Origin of the sequence: Stutzerimonas stutzeri (assembly GCF_024448695.1) — a bacterium.
GTDB lineage: Bacteria > Pseudomonadota > Gammaproteobacteria > Pseudomonadales > Pseudomonadaceae > Stutzerimonas > Stutzerimonas stutzeri_T.
Window position 1 is genome coordinate 47,194 of record NZ_JAMOHY010000004.1, and the last position, 21,397, is coordinate 68,590.

The window sequence follows — 21,397 nt, forward strand, 5'->3', positions numbered from 1 at the left end:
ACACACATGGCGTCACCGAAAGCCAATCCGGCGTCTTCTCGCGAACTGTCCCGACTCGCCGCACTGCTGCGCTACGAGATTCTGGACACCCCGGACGAATCCGCTTTCGACGATTTCACTCATCTGGCGGCACATATCTGCAATACGCCCATCGCGCTGATCTCGCTGGTCGACGACCATCGTCAGTGGTTCAAGAGCCGCCTGGGGCTGGAGGTCAACCAGACCCCACGCGAAATTTCCTTTTGCACCCATACCATCGATGGCCAGGGCCTCTTCGAGGTCAGCGATGCGCAGCAGGACTTTCGCTTCCAGCACAACCCGCTGGTCACAGACGATCCGAACATACGCTTCTACGCCGGCATGCCGCTGACCTCGCCGGACGGCTACAACCTCGGCACGCTGTGTGTGATCGACCGCCAGCCACGCCAGCTCGATGCCTCCCAGCGCGACGCGCTGGCTCGCCTGAGCAGACAGATCATGCGGCTTTTCGAGGAGCGCCTGCAGGCCCAACGCCATGCAGAACAGGCCGCGCTGCAGCAGGCGCTGCTCAACAACGCCGCCAGCGCCATGCTGGTGACCACCCCCGAGGGATATATTTCGAGTGTCAACCCGACCGCCGAGCGCCTGTTCGGTTACACCGAATCAATGCTGATCGATCATCCCCTGACTTCGGCTCTGTTTCCCCAGGCGACACTGGCACGCCGTGCCACCATGCTCAGTGAGGCGCTGGGTGAAACCATCACCCCGGATTTTGCCGTCCTTACTGCACCGCTGCTCGAAGGTCAGCGTGAAATGCATGAATGGCAACTGCGCCATCGCAACGGTACAGCCGTGCCAGTGCTGGTCAGCGTCTCGGCAATCCATGACGAACGCGAATTGCTGCGCGGCTATATCGTCAGCGCCTATGACCTGGCTCATCAGGAAAATCTGCAGTTGCGTCTGCAGCAGATTGCGGCACAGGTGCCGGGCATGCTGTTCCAGTTCTGCTGGCGTCCCGATGGCAGGAGTTCGTTTCCCTACATCAGCGAAGGCGTCGAGGCGATCTACGGCCTGGGCGCCACCGAGATGGAGTCGAGTATCGGACCGATCTACGCGATGGTGCATCCCGCTGACCGCGCACGGCTGCTGACCAGCATCCGTCTGGCAGCCAGCACCCTCACCCCCTGGCATTTCGAGCACCGCATCGACCATCCGCGCAAGGGCCTGATCTGGGTCGAAGCGCGCGCCACACCGCTGCGCCAGGCCGACGGCTCGATACTCTGGCATGGCTTGGTGACCGACATCACCGAGCGCAAGGCCGAGCAGCAGGAGCTGGATAAACAGCAGGAAATGAATCGACGCCTGCTCGAAGCGCTCTCCGAAGCCGTAATTGCCTGCGATGGCGATGGCAGGCTGACACTGTTCAACAACACCGCACGCCGCTGGCATGGCCTCAATGAGGCACAGCACCTACCGCCGCAGAAATGGTCCGAGTACTACCATCTCTACCAGGCCGATGGTGTGACACCGCTAAGCCCTGATGAAGTACCGTTGATGCGCGCCTTGCGAGGCGAGCATATCCGCAACGTCGAGATGACCATCGTGCTCCAGGGCAACGCACGCCACGTGCTGGCCAATGCCGACCCGATGTACGCCTGCAACGGTCAGCGAAACGGCGCGGTGGTGGTCCTGCACGACATCACCGAACGCAAGCACATTGAGAAACTGCAACGCGAATTCGTGTCCATGGTCAGTCACGAACTGCGTACGCCACTGACCTCCATCACCGCCTCGCTGGGACTGATCTGTGGCCAGGTGATGGGCGAAGTGCCCGAACATCTGCAGGAACTGCTCAATATCGCCCACCAGAACAGCAAACACCTGAGTGCCCTGATCGACGACCTGCTGGACATCGACAAGCTGAACGCCGGCAAGATGCGCTTCAGGTTCGAGCGGCAGCCGCTGCGCCCCCTGCTGGAACAAGCCATGCGCAACAACCAGGGCTACGCCAGTAGCTACACTGTGAGCATCAGGCTTGGCGAATGCCCGTCGGTGCAGGTCAGGGTGGATACGATGCGGCTGGTACAGATATTGAGCAATCTGCTATCCAACGCGGCCAAGTTCTCACCGGCGGGAGAGCGTATCGACCTGTTTGCTGAAAGCATTGCCATAGACCGGGTGCGTATCAGCGTCCGCGACCGGGGACCGGGCATCGCCGACAATTTCCGCGAACGGATCTTCAGCAAGTTTGCCCAAGCGGACTCATCCGATACACGCCAGCAGGGCGGAACCGGCCTCGGCCTGGCCATCAGCAAGGAGCTGACTGAACACATGGATGGACAGATAGGGTTCGACTCCACGCCCGGTGCGGGCGCCTGCTTCTGGATCGAACTGCCCTGTCAGACCGCCAGTGAGCAGCCGTCATGAAGCCTCTGCAGCGCATCCTGCACGTCGAAGACGTACCCTCGATCCAGGTAGTGACCCGTATCGCCCTGGAGAAGCTCGGTGGCTTCCAGATCCTCAGCTGTGCCAGTGCCGCCCAAGCACTGGCGCAGGTCCGCCAGTTCGATCCGGACATGATTCTGCTGGATGTCGAACTGCCGCAGATGGACGGTATTGAACTGCTGCATCAACTTTCGCAACTGGTCGACCTGCAACGCACGCCAGTGGTGCTCCTCACCGGGCAAAAGCAACCTGCCGAGCTGGCCGAACTGCGCCATCTAGGGGTTCGCCAATTGCTGCTCAAACCCTTCGATCCACTGCAACTGGCGTCACAGCTCAACGCAATATGGGAAGCCGAACATGAGTAACGCCGAAGCGCTGCACAGCCAGCTGCAAGCACTGACCGACAGGTTTGCCGAGCGCCTGCAGCAGGAACTGCCGGAGCTCGATCAGCTTGCCGAAGCCCTGCAGCAGACCCGTGAGGGCGAGCAGCGCCGACAACTGATGCTGGTCATCCACGAACGCCTGCACCGGCTCGCGGGCACCGCCGGCACTTTCGGTTTCACCACCCTCGGCCAGCAGGCGCGCCTGCTTGAGCAGCGCGCCGACCGCTGGCTGGAAGCCACCAAACCCAGCGGCCAGGCCCTTACCGCCTTTGTCCGAGCAATCCGCCTGTGGACTGCCGAAACCCAGACCCGCCCACCCGAAAACCTGCCCGACACGCTCCCCGAAAGCCACGAACAGCTCCAGGCCGGCTGCCGTATCTTCCTGCTCGAAAGCGACCCTGATGCCGGCCATGAAATGTGCCAGACGCTGGGAAACTTCGGCTACGACGTGTTGCGCTTTACCCAGCCGGAACAGGTGCAGACCGCCATCCAGGGACAACTGCCCGACGCCCTGATCGTCAGCCAGCACGATAACGAACTGGCCGCCATCAGCGACCTGCAGCAAAGCCTGGATACCCCGCTGCCACTGCTGGTGATCAGCCAGCGCAGCGACTTTGACAGCCAGCTGGCCGCGGTGCGCGCCGGAGCGCAGGGCTATTTCACCCGGCCCGTGGATATCACGCAGCTGGAAAACAGCCTGGAGCAGTGCCTGAACCTGCAACAGAGCGAGCCCTACCGCATCCTTATCGTCGATGACGATGCCGACCTCGCGGCGCGCTACAGCCTGGTGCTGCGCAATTCGCAGATGCTGGTGCAGACGCTTACCGATCCCAGCCAGCTGTTCGACACCCTGCATGCATTCAATCCCGAAGTGCTGCTGCTGGATGTCAACATGCCGCTTTGTTCCGGCCCCGAGCTGGCGCAGATGATCCGTCTGAATGATGAATGGCTACGCCTGACCATCATCTATCTGTCCGCCGAAACCGACATCAACCGACAGATGGCCGCACTGCTCAAGGCCGGCGACGACTTCATCACCAAGCCGATCAGCGACAACGCGCTGATCGCCGCAGTATTTTCCCATGCCCAGCGCGCCCGCTCGTTGAGCACCGCGCTGTCGCGCGACAGCCTTACCGGCCTGCTCAAGCATGCCGATATCAAGGAGCAGGTGATTCTCGAAGCGCAGCGCGCGCAACGCAGCGGCAAGCCGACCAGCGTGGTGATGCTCGACCTTGATCACTTCAAACAGGTCAACGACCAGTATGGCCACGCGGCGGGCGACAACGTCATCCGTTCCCTGGCCAATCTGCTACGCCAGCGCCTGCGACGTATCGACAGCCTGGGCCGTTATGGTGGCGAAGAGTTCGTTGCCGTACTGCCTGAATGCAGCGCCAAGCAGGCCAAGGTCATTTTCGACGAAATTCGCCAGCGCTTTGCAGCACTCAGCTTTCATGCCGGCCCGCGCACCTTTAGTGTCTCGCTCAGCGCTGGCATCAGCGAAACCAGCGACGAGACCCAACCCGGAATCCTGCTCGAACGCGCCGACCAGGCGCTCTATGTCGCCAAGCACAATGGCCGTAACCAGGTTCAGATAGCGCGGTAAGAATGAATCCACAAGGCAGGCGAACTGCCGGGCCTTGTCGAGGCGGACGCCTCCTGTGGCGGGTCCTGCAAGGCTCACACCTTGACAGGACCTGGCAGCTTTATTGCCGAATCAGCATGTCACAGATCGAGACGGAACGACTCGAACAGCGCCGGAATACCAGGAAACATGCCGATCCCAAGCATCACACCGCAGAGCACGACGAATACCACCAGCGGAATGATCCAGCGGTGCAGACGGCTCAGCGACTGACTGTGCTCCTTGTCACCAATCAGCCCCATGTTGTCCAGCAGCACGGTCAGTGACCAGCCGAACACCGGGTTCACCAGCGCCGATGAGAACACGACAATGGCAGCCGACTGCGAAGTCTTGCCTTCACGGGTCATCTGCATGCCCGCCTCCAGCAGCGGCAGGAACACCCCTACCAGCAGCGCCACACTGAGCACCGGCGGCCAGACCGCCAGGTCCATCGGATAGCCCCAGAGCGCGGCAACCACACACAGCAGCCCCGTCAGCAGCGCACCCGCCGGGATCGGTCGCTTGGCGATGGCTGCCGGCACCAGAAAGGTGCCCCAGGAAGACGCCAGATTGCCGCCACCGAGCGCAGTCCCGACCACCTGCCGCGCGGCAGCTACACACATGGTGTCATCGATGTTCATCAGCACTTTCTGCGCCTTCGGCGGGTAGTTGAGCTGTTGAAATATCCGATGGCCAAGGAAGTCCGGTGACCACATGGCAACAGCCAGCACGGCAAAGGGAAATACCGCGACAAAGTGGTGCAGCTCCGGCAGACCTAACTGCCAGCCGGTATCCTCGCCCCACCAGTAGGCAGGGTTGAGCGTGGGAATGCCCGGCTCGGTCTGAAATTCAAACGGCGCACCCAGCGCCAATGCAATCACCGCCGCCAGGGTGCAGCCAAGGGGAATTGCCAGCCAGCGCAGGCGGATGTGCTCCAGATAGGCATACATCACGATGGTCGCGAACACCACGACGAAGGCGATGTAACCCATGTCAAAGCCATTGGCCCAGTTGAACAGCACCTTGATCTGCGACGTCATGCCGATAAAGCCCAGATACAGCAGCAAGCCGCCACAGACCCCGTCACTGGTCAGGCGCGCCAGCAGGCTGCCGCCTTTGAACACGCCGAGGGTGAAGCCCAGCACGCCGACCATGATCCCCAGCGCCATCGGGTGTCCGCCCGACGCGACGATCAGCGGAATCAAGGGAATCAAAGGACCGTGGGTACCCGCCAGGTTGGACGTCGGGTTAAGAAAACCGGAGAACACCACCACGAACAGGAGTGCGGCGATCAGCATCTCGAAACGGACGTTTTCGATAACGAAGTCGTTGGACAGCCCCAAGGGACCGGCAAAGGCCGCGACAATCGCCGCGACCATGACGATCTTGCCGATGGTTGCCGCCATCGCCGGGACCCAGTCCTCGTACTCGAAACGGTAATCGCGAAACGGCAGGTTAATCCCCCACCGTTTCGGTGCCATGATCTCCAGCTCATGCTCGAGATATTCCGAGCGAGTGGCAAAATTTTCCTTTGGCTTGTGGAGCTCCTGGTAACTGCTTAGGTTCCTATCATTCATGATGATCAGCCATACCAAAAAAAGGCTGCAACGGTACAGGCTGATTCAAGGCAACTCACCTCGACCTTGAAACAATTGAGCTAGAGCGGTCGATGTGATAGCAAGCAAGCTATGCATTTGCACAAGCAACGCTTTGCGCGCTTTGCTTTTTTACTGCAGAAAGAAAGATCCGACGTGATTTCGCTGCGGGAACAGGCAGAGAACCTAGCCTTTACGGGGTTTTCCCCAGCAGCTCGGCAATCCGCTGGCGATCACCGGCAAAACTGATCTGCGCCTCGGCACGGACCGTCTCGTATCGCTTCAGATCCCGTTGCAGACTGGCCTGCTCCTGCTCCATGTTGGCGATCTGTGCCAGCAGATTTTCCGGGACGCCACGCCCAGCCCGCTCATGATCGGCTGCCTGCTTCTGCAGATTGCGTTGCTGGCTGCGCAGCGCCTGCAGATTGCCCTGGGTCAGGCCGATGATACTGTCCAGCTCGGCAAGCCGGCGCGCCTCGGCCCGCTCCACATCCTCGACACTGGCATACAGCCGCAACAGCTGCGCATCTGCGCTGGCACGCGCCCTGTCGGCCTGCAACCGCTGAAACTCCTCAGCCGTAGGCGCCGGGGGAACCTCCCGGATAACGCGCCCCTGCTCGTTGAGCACCTGATAGCCGCGACCAATATGCTGCGGTGGAACACCATGCCGGTCGAGCACGACCACGCCACGATCATCCACATAACGATAGAGTTCAGCGGCAGTCGCCAAAACAGGCAACAGCAGGCCCAGCATCAATAACGAGCGAATGACTGGCGGTTTGCGCATGCCGAAACTCCAGGGTCAGATCCCGTATCGCTCGCGGTAGGCCTGCACTGCGGGCAAGTGCTGCTTCAGCTGAGCGTCATCCGCCAGATATTCCAGCACTTGCGCCAGGGACACAATACTGATCACCGGCATTCGATAATCACGTTCCACTTCCTGAATGGCCGACAGCTCACCCTGCCCTCGCTCCTGCCGGTCGAGTGCAATCAGCACGCCGGCGGCCTCGGCGCTCTGAGCCTGGATGATCTGCATCACTTCACGAATCGCGGTGCCGGCAGTGATCACGTCATCGACGATCAAAACGCGCCCGGTCAGCGGCGACCCCACCAGGGTGCCGCCCTCGCCATGATCCTTGGCTTCCTTGCGGTTGAAGCACCAGGGCAGGTCACGCTGATGATGCTCGGCCAGCGAAATCGCTGTGGCCGCCGCCAGCGGAATGCCCTTGTAGGCCGGCCCGAAAATCACCTCGAAGTCGATGCCACTGTCAACGATAGCCGCCGCATAGAAACGGCCCAACTGCGCCAGGGCCGAGCCACTGTTGAACAGACCGGCATTGAAAAAATAGGGGCTGGTACGCCCGGACTTCAAAGTGAATTCACCAAAGCGCAAAACTCCGCGCTCGATGGCGAAGCGAATGAACTCGCGCTGATACGCCTGCATGAAAATATTCCCGGAAGACACTGATTTCGCTAATTGCGAAGAGCTTGGGTTATCATACACACACGTGTTTTCAGGGGCCATTTATGCGGATTATCAGCGTCAACGTGAATGGCATTCAGGCGGCGGCACAGCGGGGTCTGCTCAGCTGGTTGCAAGCACAGAATGCCGATGTCATCTGCCTGCAGGATACCCGCGCCTCCGTAGTAGAACTCGACGACCCTGCCTATCAGCTCGACGGCTACTTTCTCTATGCCTGCGATGCCGAAATTCCCGAGCAGGGTGGTGTTGCGCTGTATTCCCGACTGCAGCCCAAAGCCATCATCATGGGCCTTGGCTTCGAAACAGCCGACCGTTATGGCCGTTATCTACAGGCCGATTTCGACAAGGTCAGTATTGCCAGCCTGCTGCTGCCTTCCGGTCGCGGCGGTGACGAGGAGCTGAACCAGAAATTCAAGTTCATGGACGATTTCGCCCACTATCTCGACAAGCAGCGCCGCAAACGCCGCGAGTACCTGTACTGCGGCTCGCTGCATGTGGCGCATCAGAAGCTGGATGTAAAAAACTGGCGAGAGTGCCAGCAGGATGTAGGCTTCCTGGCGGCGGAGCGTGCCTGGCTCGACGAGATTTTCGGCAACATGGGCTATATCGATGCGCTGCGTGAAGTCAGTCGTGAGGGCGATCTGTACAGCTGGTGGCCCGACACTGAACAGGCGCAGTTGCTCAACCTCGGCTGGCGCTTCGACTACCAGATTCTCACCTCGGGCATGCGTCGCTTCGTGCGCAACGCCCGCCTGCCGCGCCAGCCCCGCTTCTCCCAGCATGCGGCACTGATCGTGGACTATGACTGGACGCTGAGCCTCTAAACGCAGAGTAGACGCCGCTTTACATCCACCACACCCCCGCTCGGTGGATGGCCACCCCCTGGATCGATACACGCGTGATCCACCCTACGAAAGCGTGCCGGCAGCGTAGGGTGGACGTCGCTTTTCACGTCCACCACGGCCCTGACAGCTTACCGCTATCTGACGATCCGCCAGCAGAACGGATAGCGATAGGGCTTGCCCTCGTTGGCGCGAATGCCGGCGATCACCACCAACACCAGCGCCACCACGCTGACCAGCACCATCAGCGGAAAGCCGATGAGAATCCAGGCGAGCACACCACAGACCATCAGCAGGATGCTGAAGGTGAGCTGGAAATTGAGCGCTTCCCTGCCCTGCTCATCGACGAAGGGGTCCATGTCCTTCTTCAGCTGCCAGACAATCAGCGGCCCAAGCACGTTGCCGATCATCGGCGCCAGAAACCAGAAAAACGCCGAGTAATGGCAGAGCATTGCCCAGCGTCGCGCACGGGGCGAAGGTTGTGGAATCGGCAGCTGATCAGTCATGTCGTCTCCCTTCAGTCGGCCAGTGCGGCCTGCTGCAAGGTGAACAGTTCCTTCATACCCGCCTGCGCCAGAGCGAGCATGGCATTGAGCTCTTCCGGCTGAAATGGCGCGCCTTCGGCAGTACCCTGCACTTCGATGAAACCACCCGAGTCGGTCATCACTACGTTGAGGTCGGTTTCGGCGGCCGAATCTTCCAGATAATCCAGATCAAGCACCGGTTCGCCCTGGTACATGCCTACTGACACGGCTGCAACCATTTGTTTAAGCGGATTGCCACCCTTGAGCGCGCCACGCTTCTTCAATACAGCCAGCGCATCCACCAGCGCCACCATGGCGCCCGTGATAGAGGCAGTGCGGGTACCGCCATCAGCCTGTATCACGTCGCAATCGATGTAGATGGTGTTCTCGCCCAGCTTGCTCATGTCCAGCGCGGCACGCAGCGAGCGCCCGATCAGCCGCTGGATTTCCAGGGTACGACCACCCTGCTTGCCGCGACTGGCCTCGCGCTGGTTACGCGAGCCGGTGGCGCGCGGCAGCATGCCGTACTCGGCGGTCAGCCAGCCCTGGCCCTGCCCTTTGAGAAAGCGTGGTACGCCGGCTTCGATACTGGCGGTGCAGATCACCCGGGTGTCACCAAACTCCACTAGCACCGAACCTTCGGCATGCATGGTGTAGTGGCGGGTGATGCGGATCGAACGCAGCTGGTCGGCAGCGCGGCCACTGGGACGCTTCATGGACATTTCCTACTTCTATGGATTCGAGGTGCCGGCATTATAGGAGGCTTTGCGGCAGATTCATGCAACCAGCCGGCTGATCGGCCCATGTTCTGCAAATTGATGGCCCAAGGCGTTGCGCGCCTTTTTGCTTTACAATCCTTCGCCTTTCGCAACGCCATCGAGAGGCTCCCTGATGATCCACAGCATGACCGCCTTTGCCCGCGCCGAACAGGCCGGTGAACACGGCACCCTCAGCTGGGAAATCCGCTCGGTCAACCATCGTTATCTGGAACCGCACCTGCGTCTGCCGGAAGCCTTTCGCGATCTGGAAGGCTCCGTGCGCGAAGCGTTACGCAAGGGCCTGTCACGCGGCAAGGTTGAATGTACCCTGCGCTTTTCCGAGGACAGCAGCGGTCGCTCAATGCAGGTCGACAGCCAGCGCGCCAGCCAGTTGATCGCTGCCGCGGAAAGCGTTGCAGCACTGATCAAACAGCCCGCTCCGCTCAACCCGCTGGAAGTGCTCGGCTGGCCGGGCGTACTGGTCGGCGATGCAAGCGACCCGCAGGCGCTCAGCAGCGCTGCGCTGGCGCTGTTCCATGAAACCCTCGGCGAACTCAGAAAAGGCCGTCAACGCGAAGGTGAGGAACTGGCGCGGCTGATCGACGAGCGCCTCGACGCGATCACTCTGGAGACCGCCACGCTGCGCGAACAGGTACCGCAGATGCTCGCCCTGCAACGACAGAAGCTGCTCGACCGCTGCGCCGAGATGCGCGCCGAGCTGGACCCGCAACGCCTCGAACAGGAAATGGTGCTGCTGGCGCAAAAAAGCGATGTCGCAGAAGAGCTTGACCGGCTGGCCACCCATGTCGCCGAAGTGCGCCGCGTGCTGAAGTCCGGAGGCGCAGCCGGTCGGCGGCTGGACTTCCTCATGCAGGAACTCAACCGTGAAGCCAACACCCTCGGTTCCAAGGCATTCGATCCACGCAGCACCCAGGCAGCAGTCAATCTCAAGGTCTTGATCGAGCAGATGCGCGAACAGGTGCAGAACATCGAATAAGCTTGATTTGCTCAAGCCTCATACCCCGTCACTGCTTGCAGAGAACGCCAGCCATGTCCGCTTCCACCGGTACGCTCTATATCGTTTCCGCGCCTTCCGGGGCCGGCAAGACCAGCCTGGTCAAGGCCCTGCTCGATGCGCAGCCGCAGGTTCGGGTATCCGTTTCCCACACCACCCGCGCCATTCGTCCAGGCGAGGTGGATGGGGTCAACTACCACTTCGTCACTCGCGAGGCGTTTCTCGAACGGCTGGAGCGCAACGAGTTTCTGGAGCACGCCGAAGTGTTCGGCAACCTTTATGGCACGTCCCAGCGCTGGCTCGAACAGACCCTCGAAGAGGGTTACGACCTGATCCTGGAAATCGACTGGCAAGGTGCGCAGCAGGTACGGCGCCTCATGCCGCAGGCCAAGTCCATCTTTATCCTGCCGCCCTCCCAGGAAGCCCTGCGCCAACGCCTGACCCATCGCGGCCAGGACAGCGAAGAGGTGATCAACACACGCATGCGTGAAGCGGTCAGCGAAATGACCCATTACGTCGAATACGACTACCTGGTGATCAACGACGACTTCACCCACGCCCTGGCTGACCTGCAGGCCATCTTCCACGCCAATCGACTGCTGCAGCCCGCCCAGCAGCAACGCTTCGAGGGGCTGTTGGAGCAGTTGCTGGTCTGAAGGCTGTTTTATAGCTTCCCTAACCGCTGGTGATTTTTTAGACTATCCCGTCCGCTCGCCCACTTGGGCACGCTTTACCGAATCTGATGAGGAACACCATGGCCCGCGTTACCGTTGAAGACTGCCTGGACAACGTAGATAACCGCTTCGAGCTGGTCATGCTCGCCACCAAGCGCTCGCGCCAGCTGGCCACCGGCGGCAAGGAGCCAAAGGTAGCCTGGGAAAACGACAAGCCAACCGTAGTTGCCCTGCGCGAAATCGCCTCTGGCCTGGTGGATTATGACGTCATCGCCCAGGACGAAATCGTCGATGACGAGCCGCTCTTCGCCCAGTACGAGGAAGAGCCCAACGAGGCCATCTGATCGATGCCAGGCCGAAGTCGAACCGCAGACACAGCAGCCTGCCGGCAAGGAGCAGAGCCTTGCCAGCCATAGACACGCTTGCCGATCGCCTGTCGTCCTACCTCGGCCCGGAGCAGGTCAACCTGGTCCGCCGTGCCTATTTCTACGCCGAGCAGGCCCACGATGGTCAGCGCCGGCGCAGCGGTGAAGCTTACGTCACCCACCCCCTCGCGGTAGCCAACATCCTTGCCGACATGCACATGGACCATCAGAGCCTGATGGCCGCCATGCTGCACGACGTGATCGAGGACACCGGCATTCCCAAGGAAGCCCTGACCGCCCAGTTCGGCGAAACCGTTGCCGACCTGGTCGATGGTGTCAGCAAGCTGACCCAGATGAACTTCGAGACCAAGGCCGAAGCGCAGGCCGAGAACTTCCAGAAGATGGCCATGGCCATGGCGCGCGACATCCGCGTGATCCTGGTCAAGCTCGCCGATCGCCTGCACAACATGCGCACCCTGGAAGTACTGGCTGGCGAAAAGCGCCGCCGCATTGCCAAGGAAACCCTCGAGATCTACGCACCCATCGCCAACCGGCTGGGCATGCACACCATGCGCGTGGAATTCGAGGATCTCGGTTTCAAGGCCATGCACCCGATGCGCTCCGAGCGCATCCGCGCCGCGGTACGTCGCGCTCGCGGCAATCGCAATGAGATCGTCGAGAAGATCGAACAGTCGCTGATCCACTGCCTCGAGCGCGAGGGCCTGCAAGGCGACGTGCTGGGCCGCGAAAAGCACCTGTACAGCATCTACAAGAAGATGCGCGGCAAGCGCAAGGCGTTCCACGAGATCATGGACGTCTACGCCTTCCGCATTGTGGTGGACAAGGCAGACACCTGCTATCGCGTGCTGGGTGCTGTGCACAGCCTGTACAAACCGCTGCCTGGACGCTTCAAGGATTACATCGCGATCCCCAAGGCCAACGGCTACCAGTCGCTGCACACCACCCTGTTCGGCATGCATGGCGTGCCCATCGAAATCCAGATCCGCACCCGCGAGATGGAAGAGATGGCCAACAACGGCATCGCCGCTCACTGGTTGTACAAATCCAGCGACGATGATTCGCCCAAGGGCACTCACGCCCGCGCCCGACAGTGGGTCAAGGGCGTGCTGGAAATGCAGCAACGCGCCGGCAACTCGCTGGAGTTCATCGAAAGCGTCAAGATCGACCTGTTTCCCGATGAAGTCTATGTCTTCACGCCCAAGGGTCGCATCATGGAGCTGCCCAAGGGCTCCACAGCTGTGGATTTCGCTTATGCGGTGCATACCGACGTCGGCAATACCTGCATCGCCTGCCGGGTCAACCGTCGCCTGGCACCGCTGTCGCAGGCACTGGAAAGTGGCTCGACGGTGGAGATCGTCACCGCACCCGGCGCGCGCCCGAATCCGGCGTGGCTGAACTTCGTCGTCACCGGCAAGGCACGCACGCATATTCGCCACGCACTCAAGCTGCAGCGTCGTTCAGAGTCGATCAATCTCGGCGAACGCCTGCTGAACAAGGCGCTTACAGGCTTTGAAACCAACCTGGACGCGATCTCACCTGAGCGCATCAGGGCGGTGCTGGCCGAATATCAGATGGAGGTCATCGAGGACCTGCTCGAAGACATCGGCCTGGGCAACCGCATGGCCTATGTCATCGCCCGTCGCCTGCTGGCCAGTGACGACGAAGAGCTGCCGAGCGACGAAGGCTCACTGGCAATCCGCGGCACGGAGGGCCTGGTGCTCAACTACGCCAAGTGTTGCACGCCGATACCCGGAGACCCCATTGTCGGGCACCTGTCCGCTGGCAAGGGCATGGTTGTGCACATGGACACCTGCCGCAATATCAGCGAAGTCCGGCACAACCCGGACAAGTGCATCCCGTTGTCCTGGTCCAAGGATGTCACCGGCGAATTCAATGTCGAGCTGCGCGTCGAACTGGAACACCAGCGCGGCCTGATCGCCCTGCTGGCCGGCAGTGTCAACGCTGCCGATGGCAATATCGAGAAGATCGGCATGGATGAACGTGACGGTCGTATCAGCGTGGTCCAGCTGGTAGTCAGCGTCCATGATCGTGTACACCTGGCTCGCGTCATCAGGAAACTGCGCACCATCCAGGGCGTAATACGGATTACCCGAGTCAAGGCCTGAAGCAAGCTGCAATAAACAGCGTGCACCCTCACCCAGAATACGTAACAGCTTTCTGTTGTTACCCAATGCCTGCTGCTACTGAAGGAGCTCCCATGTCCCGCACTGTAATCAACACCGACAAGGCACCCGCCGCCATCGGCACCTATTCCCAGGCCATCAAAGCAGGCGATACCGTCTACATATCCGGGCAGATCCCACTGGACCCCAAAAGCATGGAGCTGGTCGAGGGCTTCGAGGCGCAGACCGTTCAGGTCTTCGAGAACCTCAAAGCGGTAGCCGAGGCGGCTGGCGGCTCGTTTCAGGACATCGTCAAGCTGAACATCTACCTCACCGACCTGGCCAACTTCGCCACCGTCAACGAAGTGATGAGCCGTTACTTCCAGCAACCCTATCCGGCCCGCGCGGCCATTGGCATCTCCGCACTGCCCAAAGGCGCGCAAGTGGAAATGGACGCAGTCATGGTGCTTGCCTGACGCCCCTGCGGCAGGCCGCTGAAAACGGCCTGCCAGCCCAAGCGCCAGCAATGACGTTCGTCTAAAAAGACCCGCCATTCGTCGAATCGCGGCTCACCTGCAAACTCTTGCCGTATCCTCGTCACGGGTCGGTTCCCTCTCGCCGACCAGCGGTCGGCAATACAATCCACATCCGCATAAGCCGCACCGCCAGCGCCTGCCTTGGTGCCTTTACGGGCTACTCGCCCGAAACTGTGGTCCGCCTGCATGGGCGGTTGTTTTATGACGCCTCGGGCTCGCCCCGCCTGGATGTGAAATGAAGAAACCCCGCTTGTTGCAAGGCCGTCGCGGCCTGCTGCTGTCCATTGCGCTGATGCTTCTGGTCGCCGTTGCGCTGGGCTACTGGCAATTCAAACCCGGGACACCGGTCACTTCCGCGCCGGATGCCAGCGCCAGCATGCTGCAGGAGCTGGACGCGTCCAAAGAGCCCTGGCTGGCCAACCGCCGCGACCTTTCGACCCTGCTGGGCGATCTGCGCGGCCAGAGCATAGCCAGCGCCGCGCTGAGCAGGGACGCCGTCTATATCAGTCGTGAGGATGGCCTGCGTTACTGGGTACCAGTCCGGGCACGTGGCGCAGTTGCTGTTGGAGCAGTACGCAGCAACGGATAGCCAGCCGTTCCCGCTGACACTGTTCGAAACCGACGGCGAGGCGCCCTGGTATACCTCGGTGCTGCCCTACACACCCTTTGTCCTGGCCCTGATCGGGGTACTGCTGTATCTGATCATGAAAAGCCAGTCGTTCAGCGTGCAGCGCAAGGGCAGCGGTATCGACTTCGATGATGTCATCGGCGCACGGGAAGCCAAGCAGGCGCTCAACGACGTCACCGCCTATCTGCGCGACCCCGCCGCCTATGCCGCGCTGGGCGCTCGACCACCCAAGGGCGTGTTGCTGACCGGCGAGCCCGGCACCGGCAAGACCCAGCTGGCCAAGGCGCTGGCAACCGAATCCAATGCCAGCTTCATTCAGGTGACCGGCAGCGATTTTTCCTCAATGTATTTCGGCGTCGGCATCCAGAAGGTCAAGGCGCTGTTTCGCACCGCCCGCCGGCAGGCGCCCTGCATCATCTTCATCGACGAGATCGACGGCATCGGCAAGCGCGCCGAGCAACAGCGCTCCAGCGACGCCGAAAGCAACCGGATCATCAACCAGTTCCTGGCCGAGATGGACGGCTTCGATGCGGCCGCTGGCGTGCTGGTGCTCGGCGCGACCAACTTCCCCAACTCACTCGATCCGGCGCTGGTGCGTGAAGGCCGCTTCGACCGTTCAATTGCCGTGGGTCTGCCGGGCCTTGACGACCGCGAGTCGCTGTTCCGCCTTTATGCCGGCAAGGTTCGCACCGGCGACGGGCTGGATTATGCGCAACTGGCGCGCAACACCGTGGGCCTGACGCCCGCCGCCATCGCCTATATCGTCAATCACGCCGCGCTCCTGGCGGCACGCGCAGGGGACAGTCAGGTCGAGATGTCCCGCTTCGTCGATGCCATCGAGACTTGTCGTATTGGTGAGCAGCCCAGCGGCATCACACCCCTGTCGGCCACCGAGCGCAAGCGCATCGCCGTGCACGAGGCCGGCCACGCACTGGTCGCCGCCGCGCTCAAGGTGGGCCGGGTAGAAAAGGTCACCATCCTGCCGCGCGGCCAGGCGTTGGGCGTTACTCTGGTCACGCCGGTGGAAGACAAGCGCCTGCACATGACCTCCGAGCTGCGCAACCGGATCCAGATGCTGCTGGCCGGACGCGGCGCCGAGCTGCTGTATTTCCGCGAAGCCTCATCCGGCGCCGGGCAGGACCTGCAGGAGGCCTCGAAGATCGCCCTGTCGATGGTCGGTGCGCTGGGCATGGGGCCGACTGGCTCGCTGCTGAGTCTGCAGGCGGTACGCGACGCCCATATCGAGTTCGATTCGGGTGAGTCCATTCGTGCTGCTGACGATCTGCTCAAGCAACTGGACCGAGAGTGTCAGGCCCTGCTGCAACGCATGAAGCCGGCGCTGGACGAGATCACCGAGCGCCTGCTGGACAGGGAAACCGTCCCCGGTGAAGAGGTGCTGGCCGCCATTGAGCGTCTGCCCGAGCATCACCGCGATGCCAGCGTCAGCTCCATCATCGGCCACGCCATGAGCAGCATCGACCGCGTCGCCGCCAGCGCCCTGGAGCACGTTGAGCAACTCGAACTGACGCCGGTAGAGCAGGAGGATGACGGGCCGGGGATGGCGTAAGTTCGCTAAAGCGCCGGCGCCTGCCAATACCTGCCTGTGGGAGGGGACTTGTCCGCGCGCTTTCCACTGCGCGGACCTAGCTTCGCGGACAAGTCCGCCCCCACGCACTGTCACGCAATCAGGGATACGCTCAAATCACCACCAGCCGATTCGGCAACTCGTTGCGCTCATGGGTTGAGGGCACATGCTCCTTGAGCAGTGCACCGCAGGCGTCGATACAAATCAGGAAACCTTCCAGCACCTGGCCTTGCCGCACCTGCTCGGTGAAGGTTTCGATGATGGACTCCCAGGCGTTGTTGTCGATGCGGCTGGCGATTCCGCGGTCCACCAGTATCTCTACATAGCGTTCGGCTTCCGAGACAAAGATCAGGATGCCGGTACCCGCCTCGGTGTGATGAAGGTTGCACTCGATAAACTGCCGCCGCGCCAGGTTGCAGGCCCGCCAGTGACGCACTTGACGGGGAATCAGGCGAGTGGTCAGGCTGGGAATGCGAAATACCAGCGCCAGCACGATAAAGGTAGCCCACTGCACCAGCAGTAGCTGCCAGGCACTCATCGCAGCCGTGAAGAACAGCAGACCACCCGGCACCACCAGTGCGATCAACCCGGCCCACAACAGCGGGATGTAGCGATAGTCGTCAGCCTGTTCGGCCAGCACGGTCACCAGCTCGGCATCGGTATCGCGCTCGATGCGGTCGATGGCTTCTGCCACCTGCTGTTGCTCGCTTGGGGTCAGTAGAGTCATTGCATTTCCATCGTTGAATTACCAGCCACCCGAGGCACCGCCGCCGCCGAAGCCGCCGCCTCCCCCACCGAAACCGCCCCCACCAAAACCACCACCTCCGCCAAAACCGCCACGGCCCATGCCACCAAGCAGCGCGCCAAGCAGCAAGGCCCGACGTCCTCCGCCACGACCACCACGCCCGCCACCGATCAAAAAAATGGCCACCAGCATCAGGAAGAAACCCAGGATGCCCAGACCGCCCGGCTGCTCGGCGCCCATCGGCATCGCCGGACGCATGGCCGCGCTTTGCAGCGGATCGCCACCAAGCACCTGCACCATGGCTGCCACGCCTTCGCTGATACCGCGGGCGAAATCGCCCTGCTGAAAGGCCGGCGTAATGATGCCGTTAATGATCATCGACGACTGCGCATCGGTCAGGCGCCCTTCCAGGCCGTAGCCGACTTCGATGCGAATCCGGCGCTCGTCACGGGCGACGATCAGCAATGCACCGTTGTCCTCACCCCGCTGCCCGATGCCCCACTCGCGACCGAGCTGCACACCGAACTCCTCGATGTTGCGGCCCTGCAGGTCAGGCACCGTGACCACCACTACCTGCTCGCCGGTGGCCTGTTCATGGGCGGCGAGCATGCTGCTCAGGCGCGCTTCGGTCTGGGTATCCAGCAGCTCGGCTTGATCCACCACCCTGCCTGTCAGCGCGGGCAGCTCAGCTTCCTGAGCAAAGGCAGCACTGGCGCAGACCAGCAGCAGCGGAAACAGCAGCAGCCTGGCAATCATTGAAACTGCACTTGCGGCGCCTGATCGGCATTCTCGGCAGTTGCCTCGAAGTTCTCGCGAATCGGCATGTCGCTGTACATCAGGGTGTGCCAGATGCGGCCCGGGAAGGTGCGGATCTCGGTGTTGTAGCGCTCCACCGCCGCGATGAAGTCTCGCCGCGCCACGGCGATGCGGTTTTCCGTGCCTTCGAGCTGCGATTGCAGGGCCAGGAAGTTCTGGTTGGACTTCAGTTCCGGATAGCGCTCGGACACCATCATCAGCCGGCTCAGGGCACCGGTCAGCTGGTTCTGCGCCTGCTGGAACTGCTGCAATTGCTCGGGATTGTTCAGCGTGTCGGCATCGACCTGAATGGACGTCGCCTTGGCCCGCGCCTCGATCACCGCCGTCAGGGTTTCCTGCTCCTGACGGGCGAAGCCCTTGACCGTCTCCACCAGATTGGGAATCAGGTCCGCGCGGCGCTGGTACTGATTTTCCACCTGGGACCAGGCGGATTTGACCTGCTCGTCGTACTGCGGAATGTTGTTGATGCCGCAGCCTGCCAACAGCCAGGACAGAAGAACGACAGTCGCCAGCTGCCAGGTAAATCGGGAATGCTGCCTGTGCATGATTCACTCGTCCGCTAAAGGATTACCTCCATAAGAATGGCGGGACGCCCCGAGAGTTCAGCGCACATACCGGAAGCGGCTCAGATCACCCCGGTCTGCCGCAAGGAAGCTATCTGCTCGGCACTCAAGCCCAGCAAACGCTGCAGCACCCTCTCGCTGTGCTCGCCCAGCAGCGGTGGGGCGTTGCGGTAGCTAACCGGCGAGGCCGACAGGCGCAACGGGCTGGCCACCTGAGGCACGCTGCCGGCGCACGGATGCGGCATCTCGATCCTCAGGCCACGATGACGGACCTGCGGGTCATCAAACACCTGTGCCACATCATTAATCGGCCCGCAGGGCACGCCGGCACACTCCAGCGCCGCCACCCATTCAGCCGTGGTGCGGAATACCGTGACCTGGCGAATCAGCGGAATCAGCTCGGCACGATGCGCAACCCGTGCTTTGTTGCTGGCAAAGCGTGGGTCGTCGGCCCATTCGGGACGCCCCGCCACGCCGGCGAACTTGCGGAACTGCCCGTCATTGCCGATGGTGAGAATGATGTTGCCATCGGCGGTGGGAAAATCCTGATACGGCACGATATTCGGATGAGCATTGCCCATGCGCTTGGGCGCAACACCGGTGGCCAGGTAATTCAGCGCCTGATTACCGAGACAGGCAACCTGCACGTCCAGCAGCGCCGTATCGATATGCTGGCCCTCGTCCGTGCGCTCACGATGGGCCAGCGCGGCGAGTACACCTACCGCGGCGTAAAGACCGGTAAGAATGTCGGTCAGGGCCACGCCGACCTTCACCGGCCCGGCGCCCTCTTCTCCTTCGGCACGCCCGGTCAGGCTCATCAGCCCGCCGAGGCCCTGGATCATGAAGTCGTAGCCGGCACGCTGGGCATATGGCCCGTCCTGGCCGAAGCCGGTGATGGAGCAGTAGATCAGGCGCGGATTGATCGCCTTCAGGCTCGCGTAGTCCAGTCCGTAGGCCGCTAGCCCGCAGACCTTGAAGTTCTCCAGCAGCACGTCGCTCTGCGCCACCAGCTCGCGGATGATGCGCTGGCCCTCAGGCCGGGTGAAATCCACAGTCAGCGACTGCTTGTTGCGGTTGGCGGTGAGGTAATAGGCCGCCTCTGACGTGTTCTCGCCGCGCTGATCCTTGAGATAGGGCGGGCCCCAGTGGCGAGTGTCGTCACCTGTGCCGGGGCGCTCGATCTTGATCACCTCGGCGCCGAGATCACCGAGGATCTGCCCGGCCCACGGCCCGGCAAGCACGCGGGACAGGTCGAGCACGCGAAGATGGGACAGGGCGCCGGGCATGAACGAAGCCTCGATCTAAAGGCACCGGAAACAGGCCCGGCGCAGGAGTAATGGATGGATGACCGTGGCCAACGGTGGATGAAAAGAGCGTCATCCACCCTACGGAGGCGGCTCGGCGCTCAGAAGAACGCCTGGATACCGGTCTGCGCACGGCCGAGGATCAGCGCGTGCACGTCGTGGGTGCCTTCGTAGGTGTTCACCACCTCCAGATTGACCAGGTGACGGGCGATGCCGAATTCATCGCTGATGCCATTGCCGCCGAGCATGTCGCGCGCCAGGCGGGCGACATCCAGCGCCTTGCCGCAGCTGTTGCGCTTCATGATCGACGTGATTTCCACGGCAGCAGTGCCTTCGTCCTTCATCCGACCGAGACGCAGGCAGCCCTGCAGCGCCAGGGTGATCTCGGTCTGCATGTCGGCCAGCTTCTTCTGGATCAGCTGGTTGGCCGCCAGTGGGCGACCGAACTGCTGGCGGTCCAGCACGTACTGGCGCGCGGTATGCCAGCAGAATTCGGCGGCGCCCAGCGCGCCCCAACTGATGCCGTAGCGGGCAGAATTCAGGCAGGTGAACGGGCCTTTCAAGCCGCGCACCTCGGGGAAGACGTTCTCCTCGGGACAGAACACGTTATCCATCACGACCTCGCCGGTGATCGAGGCGCGCAGCCCGACCTTGCCGTGAATCGCTGGGGTGGACAGACCTTCCCAGCCCTTTTCCAGCACGAAACCGCGAATGGCGCCCTCGTCATCCTTGGCCCAGACCACGAAGACATCGGCGATGGGGCTGTTAGTGATCCATGTCTTGCTGCCGGAGAGGCGATAGCCACCTTCGACCTTCTTCGCGCGGGTCACCATGGAACCCGGATCGGATCCGTGATTCGGCTCGGTCAGGCCGAAGCAGCCGATGTATTCACCACTGGCGAGCTTGGGTAGGTACTTCTGCTTCGTCGCCTCGTTGCCGAATTCGAAGATCGGCACCATCACCAGTGACGACTGCACGCTCATCATCGAGCGGTAGCCCGAATCGATACGTTCCACCTCGCGGGCGATCAAGCCGTAGCACACGTAGTTCAGGCCGCTGCCACCGTAGGTTTCGGGAATGGTGGCGCCGAGCAGGCCGGTTTCACCCATCTCGCGGAAGATCGCCGGATCGGTGCGCTCATGGCGGAAGGCCTCCAGCACGCGCGGCGCCAGCTTGTCGGCGGCGAATTGCGCAGCGCTGTCACGCACCATGCGCTCTTCTTCCGTCAGCTGCTGATCCAACAACAACGGGTCGATCCAGTTGAAGCTTGCCTTGCCGACCATGGGCGAATCCTCTGAACATGTGCCTTAGGGGAATGAATGCACAGATGCTAGGCCCGCCAATCGCTCTCGGCAAACGAGGATTTCGCACTCATCTGTGCGTATTACTCAC

Annotated in this window: 19 protein-coding genes and 1 pseudogene; 10 read left to right on the top strand and 10 right to left on the bottom strand. The window is 61.8% G+C overall.

The window, feature by feature from the left end; genetic code table 11:
* Positions 1 to 6 precede the first annotated feature (6 nt).
* The 3 genes from NAV32_RS05390 to NAV32_RS05400 are packed head-to-tail and all read left to right on the top strand — an operon-like array spanning position 7 to position 4,410.
* Entirely contained in the window at positions 7 to 2,406 is a 2,400-nt protein-coding gene (locus NAV32_RS05390) for a PAS domain S-box protein (RefSeq protein WP_256051774.1), read from the top strand.
* Positions 2,403 to 2,789, top strand: a complete 387-nt coding sequence (locus NAV32_RS05395) for a response regulator (RefSeq protein ID WP_256051775.1) — start codon at positions 2,403 to 2,405, stop codon at positions 2,787 to 2,789. Before NAV32_RS05390 ends, NAV32_RS05395 begins: the two co-directional genes overlap by 4 nt.
* A complete protein-coding gene (locus tag NAV32_RS05400) occupies positions 2,782 to 4,410 on the top strand; it encodes a diguanylate cyclase (protein ID WP_256051776.1) in 1,629 nt (542 codons plus the stop codon). The genes NAV32_RS05395 and NAV32_RS05400 overlap by 8 nt, the downstream gene beginning before the upstream one ends.
* A gap of 119 nt (positions 4,411 to 4,529) precedes the next feature.
* On the opposite strand, the gene NAV32_RS05405 is transcribed toward NAV32_RS05400, so the two are convergent.
* The 3 genes from NAV32_RS05405 to pyrE all read right to left on the bottom strand — a co-directional run bounded on the left by NAV32_RS05405 (position 4,530) and on the right by pyrE (position 7,467).
* Positions 4,530 to 6,005, bottom strand: a complete 1,476-nt coding sequence (locus NAV32_RS05405) for a DUF3360 family protein (RefSeq protein WP_256051777.1) — start codon at positions 6,003 to 6,005, stop codon at positions 4,530 to 4,532.
* Positions 6,006 to 6,216: 211 nt separating this feature from the next.
* On the bottom strand, positions 6,217 to 6,810 hold the full coding sequence (locus NAV32_RS05410) for a DUF4124 domain-containing protein (RefSeq protein ID WP_256051778.1): 594 nt from the start codon (positions 6,808 to 6,810) through the stop codon (positions 6,217 to 6,219).
* 15 nt (positions 6,811 to 6,825) lie between these two features.
* The gene (pyrE, locus tag NAV32_RS05415) at positions 6,826 to 7,467 is read right to left on the bottom strand and encodes an orotate phosphoribosyltransferase (RefSeq protein ID WP_256051779.1); all 642 of its coding nucleotides are present in this window, start codon (positions 7,465 to 7,467) and stop codon (positions 6,826 to 6,828) included.
* Positions 7,468 to 7,550: 83 nt separating this feature from the next.
* Between pyrE and NAV32_RS05420 the strand changes: the two genes are divergently transcribed.
* Positions 7,551 to 8,330 carry an exodeoxyribonuclease III gene (locus NAV32_RS05420; RefSeq protein WP_256051780.1) on the top strand — a complete coding sequence of 260 codons (780 nt, stop codon included), beginning with the start codon at positions 7,551 to 7,553 and terminating at the stop codon, positions 8,328 to 8,330.
* Between the two features lie 155 nt (positions 8,331 to 8,485).
* Here NAV32_RS05420 and NAV32_RS05425 read toward each other — a convergent pair whose 3' ends face one another.
* Positions 8,486 to 8,854: a DUF4870 domain-containing protein gene (locus NAV32_RS05425; RefSeq protein WP_256051781.1), complete on the bottom strand. Its 369-nt coding sequence runs from the start codon at positions 8,852 to 8,854 to the stop codon at positions 8,486 to 8,488.
* A gap of 11 nt (positions 8,855 to 8,865) precedes the next feature.
* Positions 8,866 to 9,588: a ribonuclease PH gene (gene rph / locus NAV32_RS05430; protein WP_256051782.1), complete on the bottom strand. Its 723-nt coding sequence runs from the start codon at positions 9,586 to 9,588 to the stop codon at positions 8,866 to 8,868.
* A 175-nt stretch (positions 9,589 to 9,763) separates the two neighbouring features.
* Between rph and NAV32_RS05435 the strand changes: the two genes are divergently transcribed.
* The 6 genes and pseudogenes from NAV32_RS05435 (at position 9,764) to NAV32_RS05460 (ending at position 16,559) form a co-directional block, all read left to right on the top strand.
* On the top strand, positions 9,764 to 10,627 hold the full coding sequence (locus NAV32_RS05435) for a YicC/YloC family endoribonuclease (protein ID WP_256051783.1): 864 nt from the start codon (positions 9,764 to 9,766) through the stop codon (positions 10,625 to 10,627).
* 53 nt (positions 10,628 to 10,680) lie between these two features.
* Positions 10,681 to 11,301 carry a guanylate kinase gene (gene gmk, locus NAV32_RS05440; protein WP_256051784.1) on the top strand — a complete coding sequence of 207 codons (621 nt, stop codon included), beginning with the start codon at positions 10,681 to 10,683 and terminating at the stop codon, positions 11,299 to 11,301.
* Positions 11,302 to 11,399: 98 nt separating this feature from the next.
* Positions 11,400 to 11,663, top strand: a complete 264-nt coding sequence (gene rpoZ, locus NAV32_RS05445; protein WP_181084686.1) for a DNA-directed RNA polymerase subunit omega — start codon at positions 11,400 to 11,402, stop codon at positions 11,661 to 11,663.
* Positions 11,664 to 11,722: 59 nt separating this feature from the next.
* Complete coding sequence (gene spoT / locus NAV32_RS05450) at positions 11,723 to 13,831, top strand: bifunctional GTP diphosphokinase/guanosine-3',5'-bis pyrophosphate 3'-pyrophosphohydrolase (protein WP_256051785.1); 2,109 nt, start codon at positions 11,723 to 11,725, stop codon at positions 13,829 to 13,831.
* A 92-nt stretch (positions 13,832 to 13,923) separates the two neighbouring features.
* Complete coding sequence (locus tag NAV32_RS05455) at positions 13,924 to 14,304, top strand: RidA family protein (RefSeq protein WP_256051786.1); 381 nt, start codon at positions 13,924 to 13,926, stop codon at positions 14,302 to 14,304.
* A 295-nt stretch (positions 14,305 to 14,599) separates the two neighbouring features.
* Positions 14,600 to 16,559: pseudogene (locus NAV32_RS05460) on the top strand (AAA family ATPase).
* 130 nt (positions 16,560 to 16,689) lie between these two features.
* Here NAV32_RS05460 and NAV32_RS05465 read toward each other — a convergent pair.
* The 5 genes from NAV32_RS05465 to NAV32_RS05485 form a co-directional block, all read right to left on the bottom strand.
* Positions 16,690 to 17,304, bottom strand: a complete 615-nt coding sequence (locus NAV32_RS05465) for a TPM domain-containing protein (RefSeq protein ID WP_256051787.1) — start codon at positions 17,302 to 17,304, stop codon at positions 16,690 to 16,692.
* 18 nt (positions 17,305 to 17,322) lie between these two features.
* Positions 17,323 to 18,078 carry a TPM domain-containing protein gene (locus tag NAV32_RS05470; protein WP_256051788.1) on the bottom strand — a complete coding sequence of 252 codons (756 nt, stop codon included), beginning with the start codon at positions 18,076 to 18,078 and terminating at the stop codon, positions 17,323 to 17,325.
* The gene (locus NAV32_RS05475) at positions 18,075 to 18,683 is read right to left on the bottom strand and encodes a LemA family protein (RefSeq protein WP_256051789.1); all 609 of its coding nucleotides are present in this window, start codon (positions 18,681 to 18,683) and stop codon (positions 18,075 to 18,077) included. The genes NAV32_RS05470 and NAV32_RS05475 overlap by 4 nt, the downstream gene beginning before the upstream one ends.
* A gap of 80 nt (positions 18,684 to 18,763) precedes the next feature.
* Positions 18,764 to 19,987, bottom strand: a complete 1,224-nt coding sequence (locus tag NAV32_RS05480; protein ID WP_256051790.1) for a CaiB/BaiF CoA transferase family protein — start codon at positions 19,985 to 19,987, stop codon at positions 18,764 to 18,766.
* 119 nt (positions 19,988 to 20,106) lie between these two features.
* Complete coding sequence (locus NAV32_RS05485) at positions 20,107 to 21,288, bottom strand: acyl-CoA dehydrogenase (RefSeq protein ID WP_256051791.1); 1,182 nt, start codon at positions 21,286 to 21,288, stop codon at positions 20,107 to 20,109.
* Positions 21,289 to 21,397 lie beyond the last annotated feature (109 nt).

Excerpts from the sequence above, each read along its gene's own strand:
- NAV32_RS05390 (WP_256051774.1), top strand. The coding sequence starts at position 7 with ATGGCGTCACCGAAAGCCAATCCGGCGTCTTCTCGCGAACTGTCCCGA.
- NAV32_RS05395 (WP_256051775.1), top strand. The coding sequence starts at position 2,403 with ATGAAGCCTCTGCAGCGCATCCTGCACGTCGAAGACGTACCCTCGATC.
- NAV32_RS05400 (WP_256051776.1), top strand. The coding sequence starts at position 2,782 with ATGAGTAACGCCGAAGCGCTGCACAGCCAGCTGCAAGCACTGACCGAC.
- NAV32_RS05405 (WP_256051777.1), bottom strand. The coding sequence starts at position 6,005 with ATGAATGATAGGAACCTAAGCAGTTACCAGGAGCTCCACAAGCCAAAG.
- NAV32_RS05410 (WP_256051778.1), bottom strand. The coding sequence starts at position 6,810 with ATGCGCAAACCGCCAGTCATTCGCTCGTTATTGATGCTGGGCCTGCTG.
- pyrE (WP_256051779.1), bottom strand. The coding sequence starts at position 7,467 with ATGCAGGCGTATCAGCGCGAGTTCATTCGCTTCGCCATCGAGCGCGGA.
- NAV32_RS05420 (WP_256051780.1), top strand. The coding sequence starts at position 7,551 with ATGCGGATTATCAGCGTCAACGTGAATGGCATTCAGGCGGCGGCACAG.
- NAV32_RS05425 (WP_256051781.1), bottom strand. The coding sequence starts at position 8,854 with ATGACTGATCAGCTGCCGATTCCACAACCTTCGCCCCGTGCGCGACGC.
- rph (WP_256051782.1), bottom strand. The coding sequence starts at position 9,588 with ATGAAGCGTCCCAGTGGCCGCGCTGCCGACCAGCTGCGTTCGATCCGC.
- NAV32_RS05435 (WP_256051783.1), top strand. The coding sequence starts at position 9,764 with ATGATCCACAGCATGACCGCCTTTGCCCGCGCCGAACAGGCCGGTGAA.
- gmk (WP_256051784.1), top strand. The coding sequence starts at position 10,681 with ATGTCCGCTTCCACCGGTACGCTCTATATCGTTTCCGCGCCTTCCGGG.
- rpoZ (WP_181084686.1), top strand. The coding sequence starts at position 11,400 with ATGGCCCGCGTTACCGTTGAAGACTGCCTGGACAACGTAGATAACCGC.
- NAV32_RS05455 (WP_256051786.1), top strand. The coding sequence starts at position 13,924 with ATGTCCCGCACTGTAATCAACACCGACAAGGCACCCGCCGCCATCGGC.
- NAV32_RS05465 (WP_256051787.1), bottom strand. The coding sequence starts at position 17,304 with ATGACTCTACTGACCCCAAGCGAGCAACAGCAGGTGGCAGAAGCCATC.
- NAV32_RS05470 (WP_256051788.1), bottom strand. The coding sequence starts at position 18,078 with ATGATTGCCAGGCTGCTGCTGTTTCCGCTGCTGCTGGTCTGCGCCAGT.
- NAV32_RS05475 (WP_256051789.1), bottom strand. The coding sequence starts at position 18,683 with ATGCACAGGCAGCATTCCCGATTTACCTGGCAGCTGGCGACTGTCGTT.
- NAV32_RS05480 (WP_256051790.1), bottom strand. The coding sequence starts at position 19,987 with ATGCCCGGCGCCCTGTCCCATCTTCGCGTGCTCGACCTGTCCCGCGTG.
- NAV32_RS05485 (WP_256051791.1), bottom strand. The coding sequence starts at position 21,288 with ATGGTCGGCAAGGCAAGCTTCAACTGGATCGACCCGTTGTTGTTGGAT.